This window comes from Streptomyces sp. NPDC050738, assembly GCF_040654175.1.
GTDB lineage: Bacteria > Actinomycetota > Actinomycetes > Streptomycetales > Streptomycetaceae > Streptomyces.
The window spans coordinates 215,268-228,720 of record NZ_JBFAHN010000010.1 but is presented as its reverse complement, the minus strand read 5'-3'; the positions used below and the strand labels follow the sequence as shown (position 1 = coordinate 228,720).

The 13,453-nt window shown below is 71.0% G+C and carries 11 protein-coding genes; 7 read left to right on the top strand and 4 right to left on the bottom strand.

Annotation, left to right across the window (positions count from 1 at the left end):
* Positions 1-274: 274 nt before the first annotated feature.
* Complete coding sequence (locus AB0H78_RS25395; protein WP_363236864.1) at positions 275-3,532, bottom strand: S41 family peptidase; 3,258 nt, start codon at positions 3,530-3,532, stop codon at positions 275-277.
* Positions 3,533-3,787: 255 nt separating this feature from the next.
* Here AB0H78_RS25395 and AB0H78_RS25390 point away from each other — a divergent pair, with 255 nt between their 5' ends.
* Entirely contained in the window at positions 3,788-4,357 is a 570-nt protein-coding gene (locus AB0H78_RS25390) for a TetR/AcrR family transcriptional regulator (protein WP_363236863.1), read from the top strand.
* Between the two features lie 119 nt (positions 4,358-4,476).
* On the top strand, positions 4,477-6,714 hold the full coding sequence (locus AB0H78_RS25385; protein WP_363236862.1) for an MMPL family transporter: 2,238 nt from the start codon (positions 4,477-4,479) through the stop codon (positions 6,712-6,714).
* A 32-nt stretch (positions 6,715-6,746) separates the two neighbouring features.
* On the opposite strand, the gene AB0H78_RS25380 is transcribed toward AB0H78_RS25385, so the two are convergent.
* Positions 6,747-7,127: an SsgA family sporulation/cell division regulator gene (locus AB0H78_RS25380; protein ID WP_363236861.1), complete on the bottom strand. Its 381-nt coding sequence runs from the start codon at positions 7,125-7,127 to the stop codon at positions 6,747-6,749.
* A gap of 155 nt (positions 7,128-7,282) precedes the next feature.
* On the opposite strand from AB0H78_RS25380, the gene AB0H78_RS25375 reads away from it, so the two are divergent.
* From AB0H78_RS25375 to AB0H78_RS25365, 3 genes are read left to right on the top strand one after another with little or no spacing between them, the layout of a single operon-like run.
* Positions 7,283-8,359, top strand: coding sequence for an energy-coupling factor ABC transporter permease (locus AB0H78_RS25375; protein WP_363236860.1), 1,077 nt, complete (start codon positions 7,283-7,285; stop codon positions 8,357-8,359).
* Between the two features lies 1 nt (position 8,360).
* Positions 8,361-9,122, top strand: a complete 762-nt coding sequence (gene cbiQ / locus AB0H78_RS25370; protein WP_363236859.1) for a cobalt ECF transporter T component CbiQ — start codon at positions 8,361-8,363, stop codon at positions 9,120-9,122.
* Entirely contained in the window at positions 9,110-9,877 is a 768-nt protein-coding gene (locus tag AB0H78_RS25365; protein WP_363236858.1) for an ABC transporter ATP-binding protein, read from the top strand. Before cbiQ ends, AB0H78_RS25365 begins: the two co-directional genes overlap by 13 nt.
* Before the next feature lie 3 nt (positions 9,878-9,880).
* On the opposite strand, the gene AB0H78_RS25360 is transcribed toward AB0H78_RS25365, so the two are convergent.
* Both AB0H78_RS25360 and AB0H78_RS25355 read right to left on the bottom strand, forming a co-directional pair.
* Positions 9,881-10,540: an NUDIX domain-containing protein gene (locus AB0H78_RS25360; protein ID WP_363236857.1), complete on the bottom strand. Its 660-nt coding sequence runs from the start codon at positions 10,538-10,540 to the stop codon at positions 9,881-9,883.
* 34 nt (positions 10,541-10,574) lie between these two features.
* Positions 10,575-11,360 carry a DeoR/GlpR family DNA-binding transcription regulator gene (locus AB0H78_RS25355; protein ID WP_363236856.1) on the bottom strand — a complete coding sequence of 262 codons (786 nt, stop codon included), beginning with the start codon at positions 11,358-11,360 and terminating at the stop codon, positions 10,575-10,577.
* Between the two features lie 121 nt (positions 11,361-11,481).
* On the opposite strand from AB0H78_RS25355, the gene AB0H78_RS25350 reads away from it, so the two are divergent.
* Positions 11,482-12,639, top strand: coding sequence for a serine hydrolase domain-containing protein (locus tag AB0H78_RS25350; protein ID WP_363236922.1), 1,158 nt, complete (start codon positions 11,482-11,484; stop codon positions 12,637-12,639).
* A gap of 7 nt (positions 12,640-12,646) precedes the next feature.
* Entirely contained in the window at positions 12,647-13,414 is a 768-nt protein-coding gene (locus AB0H78_RS25345) for an SDR family NAD(P)-dependent oxidoreductase (RefSeq protein WP_363236855.1), read from the top strand.
* The last annotated feature ends 39 nt before the right edge of the window (positions 13,415-13,453 follow it).

Sequence of the window (13,453 nt, the reverse complement as noted above, 5' to 3'; positions counted from 1 at the left end):
GCCGTTGGCGGGTGCGGGTCGGGGGGTGGGGGAGGCCTGACGAGATCAGGCAGGCTCCCCCTGTGGGGTGTTGCTCGCCGTTGGCGGGTGCGGGTTGTGGGGTGGGTGAGGCGTGACGAGATCAGGCGGGCTCCCCCTGTGGGGTGTTGCTCGCCGTTGGCGGGTGCGGGTCGGGGGGTGGGGGAGGCCTGACGAGATCAGGCAGGCTCCCCCTGTGGGGTGTTGCTCGCCGTTGGCGGGTGCGGGTGCGGGGCGGGCCCCGGTGCGCCGCGGTTCAGCGCGGCGGGAGCTTCGGTCGTACCTTCGACGGGACCGCGCCGTAGCCCGGCGGGGTCGCCGCCGGGTGCTGTTCCAGCAGGTCCAGGGCCACCTGGACCGCGTCGTCGAGCTGTGCGTGGCGGCCCTCCGCCCAGTCCAGCGGCGTGCGCAGCGCCTCGATGTCCGGTTCCACGCCGTGGTTCTCCACCGACCAGCCGTACTCGTCGAACCAGGCCGCGTTCATCGGGACCGTGATCACCGTGCCGTCCCCCAGCGTGTGGCGGCCCGTCATGCCGACGACCCCGCCCCAGGTGCGCTGGCCCACCACCGGGCCCATCTTCAGCAGGCGGAAGGCTGCGGTGATCATGTCGCCGTCGGAGGAGGTCGCCTCGTCCGCGAGTGCAACCACCGGGCCTCGTGGGGCATTTGAGGCGTACGAGACCGGTTGCGCGTTCCGCGTCAGGTCCCAGCCCAGGATCGTGCGGGTCAGCTTCTCCACCACCAGCTCGCTGATATGGCCGCCCGCGTTGCCGCGTACGTCCACGATCAGTGCCGGGCGCGAGACCTCCAGGCGCAGGTCCCGGTTGAACTGGGCCCAGCCCGAGCCGCCCATGTCGGGGATGTGCAGATAGCCGCACTTGCCGCCGCTCAGGTCGCGTACGACGGCCCGGCGCTTGGCCACCCAGTCCTGGTAGCGCAGCGGGCGTTCGTTGACGAGCGGGACGATCGCGACCCTGCGGGCGCGGCCCTCGCCCTCGGCGGGCTGGAAGGTGAGCTCGACGGTGGTGCCGCCCGCTGCCGCGAGCAGCGGGTAGGGGCCGGTGACCGGGTCGACCGGGCGGCCGTCGACGTGGGTGAGGATCGCGCCCTCGCGGATGCCGGATCCGGACAGCGGGGAGCGCGCCTTGGAGTCGGACGAGTCGCCGGGGAGGATGCGCTGGACCAGCCAACTGCCGTCCCTGCAGACCAGGTTGGCGCCGAGCAGGCCCATCGGGCGCTGGTAGTGCGGGGGGCCCTCGTTGCGGCGGGCGGGGGTGACGTAGGCGTGCGAGGTGCCCAGTTCGCCGAGGACTTCGCGCATCAGGTCGGCGAACTCGTCGGGCGATGCGACCCGGTCGAGGAGGGGGCGGTACTGGTCGAGCACCGCCGTCCAGTCGATGCCGCACATCCCGGGCTCCCAGAACAGCGAGCGGATGATGCGGCCCGCCTCGTCGTACGCCTGACGCCATTCGGAGGGCGGGTCCGCGTCGTGCAGGATGCGGCGCAGGTCCAGATAGACGGTGGAGTCGTTGTCGCCGGTCTCGGTCGAGGGGACGGCCCGCAGCTCGCCCTCGTCCATCACCACCAGGCGCGTTCCGTCGCCGCTGAGCGCGAAGTAGTCGAGGTTGTCGACCAGTTCGGTGCGCCGCGCCTTCGCGATGTTGAAGTGTTCGAGGGTGGGGCGTCCGGACGTGTCGGCCGGGTTGGCGAAGGTCTCGCCGAGTGCGCCGGAGATCGGCCAGCGCAGCCAGACCAGGCCGCCGCCGCTGACCGCGTACAGGGCGGAGTACTTGGAGGCGCGTACGGGGAAGGGCGTGACCCGGTTCTCCAGGCCCTCGATCTCGACGGTGACCGCCGATCCGTCGCCCACGTCGTCCACCGGGTCCAGACCGCCGGCCGCCGGGCGCCCGTCGGGGGAGAGCGCGAAGGGGGAGGGGGTCGCGGAGGAGAGGGGGACCAGGTACGGGCGGCAGCCGAGCGGGAAGGAGAGGTCGCCGGTGTGGACGTCGTAGACCGGGTCGAAACCGCGCCAGGAGAGGAAGGCGAGGTAGCGGCCGTCCGCCGTGAAGACCGGATTCTCGTCCTCGAAGCGGCCGTTGGTGACGTCGACGATCGTGCGGTCCTTGATACGGGCCATCTTGATCTGGCGCAGCGAGCGGCCGATCCCGGGGTGCGACCAGGTCAGCCAGGCGCCGTCGGGGGAGAAGGCGAGGTCGCGGACGGGGCCGTTGATGGAGCGGATCAGCTCGGTGACCTCGCCGTTGGACTCCTCGGTGGCGTCGATGAGGAGCAGGCGGCCGTCGTGGGACGCGATGGCGAGGCGCTCGCCGTCCGGATCCGAGAGGAGCTCCAGTACGCGGCCGAGCTCGCCCGAGGCGAGCCGGCGGGGCTCGCGTTCGCCGCTGGCCCGGGGGAGGTAGGCGATCTCCACGGTGTCCTCGCCCAGGGCGTCGGTCACGTAGGCGACCTGGCCGCCGCTGCCGAGCATTTCGGGGAGGCGTACGCGAACGCCCGCGGTGTCGGTGATGGTGCGGGCCGGGCCGTCGCGGTGGGTGAGCCAGTACAGGCTGCCGCGTACGACGACCGCGCTCGCCCGGCCCGTCTCGTCGACGGAGAGGGCGTCCACGTGGTTGGCGGCCGGGACCTGATAGCCGCGGCGTCCTGCGCGGGGGCCGCCGAGGCGCACTTCGAGCTTGCGGGGCGTGGAGTCGGCGGCGAGGTCGTCCACCAGCCAGATGTCGCCCGCGCACTGGTAGATCACGCGGCGGCCGTCGGACGAGGCGTGCCGGGCGTAGAAGGCGTCGTGGTCGGTGTGGCGGCGCAGGTCGGAACCGTCGGGGAGGCAGGAGTAGAGGTTGCCGATGCCCTCGTGGTCGGAGAGGAACGCGATGCGGCCCGCGACGAACATGGGGGAGTCGAGGTGGCCGTTCAGATCGGGCAGGATCCGCTCGCCGTGCAGCCACAGGCGGCCTGTGGCGCCGCCCCGGTAGCGCTTCCAGGCCGCCGGCTCGTGGGGCGGCTTGCCGGTGAGGAGGAGGGTGCGGCGCTCGCCGTCGACGTCCGCGACCGCGATGTCCGCGACCGGGCCCCAGGGGAGCTTGCCGCCCGGGGAGCCGTCGGTGGACAGGCTGTAGGCCCAGGAGAAGTACGAGAAGGGCTGGCCGTGCGAGGAGACGGCGAGGATGGACGCCGGGCCGTCCGCGGTCTCGGGGGCCCAGCCGCAGACCCGGGTGTCCATGGAGCCCCAGTGGCTGAGGCGGCGCGAGGGGCCCCCGTCGACGGGGGCGAGATGGATCTCGGGGTCCAGGGAACGCCAGGTCGTGTACGCGATGGACCCGCCGTCGGGGGAGAAACGGGGGTGGCCCACGCGGGTCCGGTCGACGGTGATGCGCCAGGCGCGGCCCGGGCGGTGGCCCTCGGGGACGAGCGGGGCGACCCAGAGGTCGTCCTCGGCGGCGAAGCACAGCAAGTCGCCGTGCAGGTGCGGGAAGCGGAGGTACGCGGCGTCGCTCACCTTCCTATGTTTTCCGCAGGTGAGGGGGTCGGCAACCGGAAGCCGGGCGGGTTCCTGATCCCCGCTCCCGGGGGCGCTGCCCCCGGACCCCCGCTGCTCAATCGCCGCAGGGGCCTGATCCTGCCGGGACGCAGGCCGCAGGCCCAGGGTTGCTGTGGCGGAGCCCACATGCGAAACGACGTCGTTTCGTTTACGCGTCGCGTACGGTCGTGGTGTACGACACCGTTTCGCTTCGCATCCAGGAGGAGGTCGACGATGGCAGGCAGGCTCACGCCCGAGCGCGAGGCAGAGCTCTACGAAGCCGTGCTCGATCTGCTCCGCGAGGTCGGTTACGACGGCCTCACCATGGACGCCGTGGCCACCCGTACGCGCTCCAGCAAAGCCACCCTCTACCGCCAGTGGGGGAGCAAGCCGGAGCTCGTCGCGAGGGCGTTGCGGCACAACAAGCCGGCGCAGCTCGACCAGATCGACACCGGTTCGCTGCGCGGTGATTTCCATGCGGCGATGGCGCTCGGGGACGACTGCAAGATGGAAGAGGACTCCGCGCTGATGCGGGGTCTGATGCATGCCGTCCACGACAATCCCGATCTCCACAAGGCGATGCGCGAGCTGCTGGTCGAGCCCGAGATGAACGGGCTCAACCGCATCTTGAGGCGCGCGGTGGACCGTGGCGAGATCAGTGCCGATCTCCCCGCGCTCAAGTACGTCACCCACATGCTCGTCGGCGCCTTCGCCGGCAGGCAGTTCATCGAGGACAAGGCGCCCGACCGGGCCTTCCTCACCGACTATGTCGACGCCGTGGTCCTCCCCGCCCTCGGCGTCTGACCTCCAGATCTCCCCAGCTGTCCCCGTACGACCACGCCCCACCTGACACGCCGCTCTCGTCGTCGGGCTGGTTCAATACGCCCTTTTTCGTCCCACGACCTGACCGGGAGTCCGCCCTCGTGGCCACTTTCCTTTACAAGCTCGGACGGTTCGCCTTCCGGCGCCGCCGCTATGTCGCCCTGGTGTGGGTGGCGCTCCTGGCCCTCGCGGGCTTCGGAGCCGCCTCCGCAGCCACCTCGACCTCCAGCTCCTTCTCGATCCCCGGCACCGAGGCCCAGAAGGCCTTCGACCTGCTGGACCAGCGCTTCCCGGGCTCCAGCTCGGACGGCGCCACGGCCCGGATCGTCTTCAAGGCCCCGTCGGGCGACAAGATGACCGACCCGGCCGCCAAGGCCGAGGTCAAGAAGGTCTCGAACGAGCTGACGGACGGCTCCGACCAGATCAAGTCGGTCTCGGACCCGTACGCCACGAACGCGGTCTCCAAGAAGGGCGACATCGCCTACGTCACCGTCGCGTACAAGGTCAACGCGATGGAGCTGAAGGACGAGGCCAAGGACTCGCTCCAGGACACCGCGACCGCCGCCCAGAAGGCCGGGTACACCGTCGAGATCGGCGGTGACGCGCTCCAGGCCATGCCCGAGACCGGCTCCGGCGAGGTCATCGGTGTCATCCTCGCCGGCATCGTGCTGGTGGTGACCTTCGGTTCGCTGGTCGCCGCAGGGCTGCCGCTGCTGACCGCGCTCATCGGCGTGGGCATCGGCGTCTCGTCGATCACCGCACTCGCCAACGTCCTGGACCTCGGCTCCACCACCTCCACGCTCGCGATGATGATCGGCCTCGCGGTCGGCATCGACTACGCGCTCTTCATCGTCTCCCGCTACCGCGCGGAGCTCGCCGAGGGCCGTGAACGCGAGGAAGCGATCGGCCGTGCCGTGGGGACAGCCGGTTCCGCGGTCGTCTTCGCCGGTCTGACCGTGGTCATCGCCCTGGTCGGCCTGGCCGTCGTCAACATCCCGATGCTGACGAAGATGGGCATGGCAGCCGCAGGTACGGTCGCCATCGCCGTTCTCATCGCGCTGACCCTCATCCCCGCGATGCTCGGCTTCGTCGGCAAGCGCGTCTTCGGCCGCAAGGCCCGCAAGGCCGCCGACGTGAAGAAGACCTCGCTCGCCAAGGGCGAGGCCGCCACCGAGGCCAAGCCCAACATGGGTACCCGCTGGGCCCGCACGGTGCTGCGCCGCCCGGTCCTGGTCCTGCTCATCGGTGTACTGGGCCTCGGCGCCATCGCGCTCCCCGTCTCCTCGCTGGAGATGGGCCTGCCCGACGACGGCTCGCAGCCGACCAGCACCACCCAGCGCAAGGCGTACGACCTGCTCTCCGACGGCTTCGGCGCCGGATTCAACGGTCCGCTGATCGCCGTCGTCGATGCCAAGACCAGCGACAACCCCAAGGCCGCAGCCACCGACATCGAGAAGAAGATCAAGGCGCTCGACGGCATCGCGGCCGTCATCCCGGCCCAGTTCAACAAGGCCGGCGACACCGCCACGATCACCGTCGTACCGAAGTCGGGTCCCAGCGACATCAAGACCGAGGACGTCGTCCACTCCATCCGCGACGCCGCCCCGGACATCAAGTCCGACACCGGCGCCGAGGTCCTGGTCACCGGCTCCACGGCCATGAACATCGACTTCTCGCAGAAGATGAACGACGCGCTGCTGCCCTACCTGGGGCTCGTGGTCGGCCTGGCCTTCCTGCTGCTGATGATCGTCTTCCGCTCCATCCTGGTGCCGCTGAAGGCAGCCCTCGGCTTCCTTCTCTCGGTCGTCGCCGCACTCGGCGCGGTCGTCGCGGTCTTCCAGTGGGGCTGGCTCGGCTCGCTCTTCGGTGTCGAGCAGACCGGTCCGATCATGTCGATGATGCCGATCTTCATGGTCGGTGTGGTCTTCGGTCTCGCGATGGACTACGAGGTCTTCCTGGTCACGCGCATGCGTGAGGCGTACGTCCACGGGGAGCGCCCCGCCGACGCGATCGTCACCGGCTTCAAGCACGGCGCCCGGGTGGTCACGGCCGCGGCCGTCATCATGATCGCGGTGTTCTCCGGCTTCATCGGGGCCAGCGACTCGATGATCAAGATGATCGGCTTCGGCCTCGCGATCGCGGTCTTCTTCGACGCCTTCGTGGTCCGTATGGCGATCGTGCCCGCGGTCCTGGCCCTGCTCGGCAAGCGGGCGTGGTGGCTGCCGCGCTGGCTGGACCGGGCGCTGCCGAACGTGGACGTCGAGGGCGAGGGGCTGCGCAAGCTCGAAGCGGAGCGGACCTCCGACCCCGACGACAAGCGCGAGCTCGTGAACGCGTAATGCGCGACGCGTGACGTGCGACGCGTGACGCGTCAGTGAAGTCGTCCCCCGTGCCCGGCCAGGGCGCGGGGGACTTCTTCGTTCTCGTACGTACGACGGAGAAAGCGGATCAGCGCCGCGCTGTCGAACTGCACCAGCGCCGCCCCCTGCGCCGAATGGAACTCCAGGACCGCCTGCACCCGGCCGCAGGGCCACACGCCCACGTCCCCGCTGCGGACCGGGGTGCGCAGGCCGGTGATCAGCAGCTCGCGGGCGAAGATCCAGTCGCTGCCGCCGGGGAAGACGACATGGACGTCGGCCGGACTGGCCGCGGGGTCGTAGCGCAGGGCCACAGGGACGGAGCGGTGGCCGATGGCGTCCGAGACGATCTGGCCCCGGGTGTGGGCCTCGATGGCGGGATACGTCGGGGTCATCGGCTGGCTCCTCACGCTTTGCGGCGATTCGTATCTAATGTCGCATATTTCTCGGCGCAAGCCGTCCGCCTTGTGTGCCCCCATGCGCTGTTGCAAGCCATTCGCAATAAGGCACTATCATCGAACGGTTCGCCGCCTGCCCGCGAGGAGTTCCGATGCACGTACCCGACGGATTCATCAACACACCCGTCTCCGCCGCCACGGGTGTCATAGCCGCCGGAGCCATAGCCGTCTCCCTGCGCGGAGCCCGCAAGGAGCTCGACGAGCGGACCGCGCCGCTCGCCGGACTGGTCGCCGCCTTCATCTTCTCCGTGCAGATGCTGAACTTCCCGGTCGCGGCCGGCACCAGCGGACACCTGCTGGGAGGGGCCTTGGCCGCGATACTCGTAGGCCCCTATACAGGGGTTCTCTGCGTTTCCGTGGTCCTCCTCATGCAGGGCATCCTCTTCGCCGACGGCGGGCTCACCGCGCTCGGCGTGAACATCACCGACATGGCGATCGTGACGACGGTCGTCGCGTACGCCGTCTTCCGCGGCCTGGTGAAGGTCCTGCCGCGCCGCCGCAGCTCCATCACTTTCGCCTCCTTCGCCGCGGCGCTGCTCTCCGTGCCGGCCGCCGCACTCGCCTTCACCGCGATGTACGCGCTCGGCGGGACCACCGACGTGCCCATCGGCAAGGTGCTGACCGCGATGGTCGGCGTACATGTCCTCATCGGAATCGGCGAGGCCGCCATCACCGCGCTGACCGTGGGTGCGGTCATCGCCGTACGCCCCGACCTGGTCTACGGCGCACGCGGTCTCACCGCCCCGCTCAAGCTGCGCGTCGGCGGGGAGCTCGTGGACGCCCCGGCCTCCGCGCCGGTCCCGGTTGCCGCCCGTACGAAGACCTCCACCCGTAAGGGCCCCTCCACTCGTAAAATCTGGGGCACCGGCCTCATCGCCGCCCTCGTCCTCGCCGGCTTCGTCTCCTTCTACGCCTCGGCCAGCCCCGACGGCCTGGAGAAGGTCGCCCACGACAAGGGCATCGACGCCAACACCAAGCCGCACCACACCGAGGACTCCCCGTTCGCGGGCTACAGCCTCAAGGACGTCTCCAACTCCCGCCTGGCAGGCGGCATCGCGGGCGCCGTCGGCGTCGGCGCGACGATCGCGGTCGGCAGCGGGGTCTTCTGGGTGATCCGGCGCCGCCGTACGGACACGACCACCCCGGCCCGTATCGCGGAATCCGTCTGACATGGGCGCGGGCCACGCACACCGCCTCTACCGGCACGGGCACTCGCCGGTCCACGAGCTCCCTCCGCACTGCAAACTCGCCGCCGTCTTCGCCTTCGTGATCATCGTCGTCTCGACGCCGCGCGAGTCGATGTGGGCCTTCGGGCTGTACGCGGTGCTGCTCGCGGCGGTCGCGGCGGCGGCCCGCATCCCGGCCGGATTCCTCCTCAAGCGCCTCCTGATCGAGATCCCCTTCGTGGCCTTCGCGGTCCTGATGCCGTTCGTCGTACCCGGCGACCAGGTGCACGTCCTCGGTCTCTCGCTCAGCGAGCCCGGCCTGTGGGGCGCCTGGAACGTCCTGGCCAAGGGGACGCTGGGCGTGGCCGCGTCCGTCATCCTCGCCTCGACGACCGAACTGCGCTCGCTGCTCCTGGGGTTGCAGCGGCTGAAGCTGCCGCCGCTCCTCGTGCAGATCGCGTCCTTCATGATCCGCTACGGCGACGTCATCACCGACGAGATGCGCCGGATGTCGATCGCCCGCAGGTCCCGCGGGTTCGAGGCGAAGGGCATCCGCCACTGGGGCGTGCTCGGCAAGTCGGCCGGCGCCCTGTTCATCCGCTCCTACGAACGGGGCGAACGCGTCCACCTGGCCATGGTCAGCCGCGGATATGCGGGCTCCATGCCGGTCATCGACGAGGTCACCGCCTCGCGCGAGCAGTGGACGTACGCCGCGGGCCTCCCGGTCGCGGCCCTCTTCATCTGTCTGCTGGGATGGACGCTATGACGACCACCGCACCCGCACCCTCCCTTGAGGTCTCCGGCCTCGCGTACGCCTATCCCGACGGCCACCAGGCGCTCTTCGGCGTCGACCTGACCGTCGCCCACGGCGAGCGCGTCGCCCTGCTCGGGCCCAACGGCGCGGGCAAGACGACCCTCGTACTGCACCTCAACGGCATCCTCACCGCCGGCGCGGGCACGGTCGCGGTGGCCGGTCTGCCCGTCGCCAAGGCGAACCTCGCGGAGATCCGCCGCCGCGTCGGCATCGTCTTCCAGGACCCCGACGACCAGCTGTTCATGCCGACCGTCCGCGAGGACGTGGCCTTCGGCCCGGCGGCCGCGGGCATGCGCGGGCCCGAACTGGAGGCGCGCGTACGCAAGGCGCTCGCCCTGGTCGGCATGGAGGAGTACGCGGAGCGGCCCCCGCACCACCTCTCCTTCGGGCAGCGGCGCCGGGTGGCGGTGGCGACCGTACTGGCGATGGAGCCGGAGATCCTGGTCCTGGACGAGCCCTCGTCCAACCTGGACCCGGCCTCGCGGCGCGAACTGGCCGACATCCTGCGGTCGTTGGACGTCACGGTGCTGATGGTCACGCACGACCTTCCGTACGCCATGGAGCTCTGCCCGCGCGCGGTCATCCTCAGCGAGGGCACGATCGTCGCGGACGCCCCGACCCGCGAGCTGCTGAGCGACGACGAGCTGATGCGCTCGCACCGGCTGGAGCTGCCGTTCGGCTTCGACCCGAAGAGCGTCAGCGTTTGAGGATCAGCGTCTGAACGGGCCGTCCAGCGCCGCCCATTGGAGCAGCATGACGGTCTTCGCGTCGGCGATCGAGCCGTCGCGGACCATCGCCAGGGCCTTGTCGAAGGCGAGCTCGACCGTCTCGATGTCCTCGCCCTCCTCGGCGATCCCGCCGCCGCTGCCGGTGGCCGCCGACGGGCTGTAGGGGGCGGCGAAGAAGTGCAGGCGCTCGGTGACGGAACCCGGGCTCATGTACACGGCGAAGACCGGCTCGGGCGTGCCGACGGTGTGCCCGGTCTCCTCGGCCGCCTCCCTGCGGATGGCCTCCTCGGGGCTGTCGCCGTCGAGGAGTCCGGCCGCGGTCTCCAGGAGCATGCCGTCGGGGTGGCCGTTGACGTACGCGGGCAGCCGGAACTGGCGCGTCAGCAGCACGGTCGCGCGCTCGGTGTCGTAGAGGAGGATCGTCGCGCCGTCGCCCCGGTCGTAGGTCTCGCGCTGCTCGCGGCTCCAGTGGCCGTCGCTGTGGCGGTAGTCGAAGGTGGTCTTGCGCAGGACGTACCAGTCGCAGGCGAGCACCTCGACGTCGCTGATCCGGACGCCGGGATTGCCGTCGAGGTCGCGGCCGTGCCGGTCGAGGCCGGTGCGGCCGCGGCGGTCGGGGGTGTCGATGCCGGGGGTGGGCATGAGGGTGCTGCTCCTTGATAGGAGATACGAGTTCTTATACGAGGACGGTTTCCGCGCCCGCTTCGCGCAGGGCGCGCAGGGTGTCCGGGCCGCTGGGGTGAGTCGCCGGGTCGTCGGCGGCGGTGTCGGTGACGAAGGTGTCCACCGCGCCGAGCGCGGCGACCTGGCCGAAGGCGCGCACGCCGAGCTTGGTGGCATCGGCCACCGCTGTCGTACGGGCGGACTGGGCGAGGCCCACCTGCTTGACGGCCGCGTCCTCCAGCGAGAACTCCGAGAAGCCGTGCTCGGCGTGCACTCCGCCGATGGACATGACGAAGTGGTCGAAGACCAGGGACTCCAGCGTGCGCAGCGCCAGCGGACCGACCAGCGAACGCTCCCCGGGCCGCGACAGCCCGCCGACGACGAGGAGGTCGATCCCTGGCCGGTCCGCGAGCACGACCGCCGCCTGAAGGCTGAGGACGGCGACCGTCAACGGGCCCTGCGCGGCGAGGTGTTCGGCGACGTGCACGGTGGTGGTCCCCGCGTCCAGCAGGACCCGGGACCCCGGCTCCACGGTCGCGGCGACGCGTGCACCGAGCCGGTCCTTGGTCGCGGCCTCCCACGGCTCCCGTACGGCGAAGCCCGCCCCCTCCTCGCGGGTGCGGTGCGCGACCGCGCCGCCGTGCACCCTGCGGACGAGGCCCTGGCGTTCCAGGGCGTCCAGGTCTCTTCGTACGGTCATCTCCGAGACGCCCAGGCGCTGGGCGAGTTCGGACACGGAGGCCTGGCCCGATCCCTGGACGAGGCGCAGGGTCAGATCGAGGCGGTGGGCGACACTCATGGATCATTTCTAACATGTGAGTGTGAGAGCGAACAAAAACCTGTTCGTTGTTGTTCGGCGATGCACTATGGAGTGCGGGTGGCGCCGGTGGGGCGCGCAGGATCGGCGGGAGCAGGCAGTGGTGGACGTCCAGGGCGCGGTGGCGGACGGTTTCGAGCCGGTCAGGGATGCGTTCGTGCGCAACTTCGAGCAGCGCGGCGAGCGCGGTGCCGCCGTCACCGTCTACCGCGACGGGCACAAGGTCGTCGACCTGTGGGGCGGGACGCGGGATGTGGACGGGGATGCGCCATGGGCCGTGGACACCGCTCAGGTCGTACGGTCCGCGACGAAGGGCGTCGCGGCCGCTGTGCCGCTGCTGCTGCACCAGCGGGGGCAGCTGGACCTGGACGCACCCGTCTCCACGTACTGGCCGGAGTTCAAGGCGGGCGGCAAGGAGCGGGCGCTGGTGCGGCACCTGCTGTCGCACCGGACCGGGGTGCCGGCGCTCGACCGTCCGCTGAGCGTGGCGGAGGCGTGCGACGGGGAGTCGGGGCCGCGGGCCGTCGCGGCGCAACAGGCGGTGTGGGAGCCGGGGACCGACCACGGGTATCACGCGCAGACCTACAGCTGGCTGATGGCCGAACTGGTGCGGCGGGTCACCGGGCGGACGATCGGCCGCTGGATCGCGGAGGAGATCGCGCGCCCGCTGGACCTCGACTTCTGGGTCGGTCTGCCGGCCGAGGAGGCGCACCGGGTGGGCCGGATCGGGAGTGTCGAAGTGGCTTCGGTGGGCGGGGAGTTGAAGCTGCGCCCCAAGCGTTCGGTGACCGAGGCGTACACCGATCCCGCCTCTCTCACCCGCCGTGCCTTCGGCGCCATCGACCCCCTCCCGGACGAGAACGACCCCGCCTACCGCGCCGCCGAACTCCCCGCGTCGGCCGGGATCTCGACCGCGCGGGCGCTCGCGCGGGTGTACGCGTCGATGCTCGGCCCCGTCGACAACGGCACGCGCCTCTTCGCCCCCGCGACGCTCGCGCTGGCGCGCACGGAGGAGTCCACGGGCCCGGACCGCGTCCTGGTGGTCAACACCCGCTTCGGCCTCGGCTTCATGCTGCACGGCCCCGCGTCCCCGCTCCTGGGCCCCGGCTCCTTCGGTCACCCCGGACGGGGCGGGTCGCTGGGCTTCGGCGATCCGGAGTCGGGGATCGCGCTCGGATACGTGACCAACGGGATGCAGAAGGGAGTCACCGCCGATCCCCGTGCGCAGGCTCTGGTCAGGGCGGTGCGGGCGGCGTCATGATCGCGGGATGAAGCGATTCGAGGGTTACGGAGTCCTGATCACCGCCGCCGGACAGGGAATCGGGGCGGCAGCGGCCCGACGGCTCGCCGAGGAGGGGGCCAGAGTCCTGGTCACCGACCTGGACGGGGAGCGCGCGCGGAAGACGGCCGGCGAGATACCCGGCGCCCTCGGACTCGCCTGCGACGTCGGCGACCGGGCGGCGGTGGAGGCGGCGGTCGCGTACGCGGTGGGGGAATTCGGATCGCTGGACGTGGTGGTGAACAACGCCTACTCCTGCACCCTCGACGCCCCGCGCTTCGAGGACGAGGACGAGGAGACCTGGAACCGGGACCTGGACGTGACGCTGACCGGCGCGTACCGGGTGTGCAGGGCGGCGATGACACATCTGGCGGCGGCGCCGGGCGGGCGCGGCGCGATCGTGAACGTCGGCTCCATCAACGCCGAACAGGACTTCGGCAACCACTCCTACAGCGCGGCCAAGGCGGGCCTGGCCTCACTGACCCGCACCCTGGCGGGCCACGCGGCTCCGCGCGGCGTACGCGTCAACATCGTGGAGCCCGGCACGATCCACACCCCCGCCTGGGCGGGCCGCGAGGACCAGCTCGCGGAGCTGGCGGGCGCCTACCCGCTGGGCCGGGTGGGCGAGCCCGAGGACATCGCGGCGGCGATCGCTTTCCTGGCGTCGCGCGACGCGTCGTGGATCACGGGGACGACGCTGCGGGTCGACGGCGGGATGCTGGCGGTCAACTCACCGTTCCGGCAGAGCACTCCGTGAGGATCCTGGCCTCCTGGCCTCCTGACCTCCATGCCGTCG

Coding starts and splice junctions, on each gene's coding strand:
- AB0H78_RS25365 (WP_363236858.1), top strand. CDS start 9,110: ATGGACGCTATGACGACCACCGCACCCGCACCCTCCCTTGAGGTCTCC.
- AB0H78_RS25375 (WP_363236860.1), top strand. CDS start 7,283: ATGCACGTACCCGACGGATTCATCAACACACCCGTCTCCGCCGCCACG.
- AB0H78_RS25355 (WP_363236856.1), bottom strand. CDS start 11,360: ATGAGTGTCGCCCACCGCCTCGATCTGACCCTGCGCCTCGTCCAGGGA.
- AB0H78_RS25390 (WP_363236863.1), top strand. CDS start 3,788: ATGGCAGGCAGGCTCACGCCCGAGCGCGAGGCAGAGCTCTACGAAGCC.
- AB0H78_RS25345 (WP_363236855.1), top strand. CDS start 12,647: ATGAAGCGATTCGAGGGTTACGGAGTCCTGATCACCGCCGCCGGACAG.
- AB0H78_RS25360 (WP_363236857.1), bottom strand. CDS start 10,540: ATGCCCACCCCCGGCATCGACACCCCCGACCGCCGCGGCCGCACCGGC.
- cbiQ (WP_363236859.1), top strand. CDS start 8,361: ATGGGCGCGGGCCACGCACACCGCCTCTACCGGCACGGGCACTCGCCG.
- AB0H78_RS25380 (WP_363236861.1), bottom strand. CDS start 7,127: ATGACCCCGACGTATCCCGCCATCGAGGCCCACACCCGGGGCCAGATC.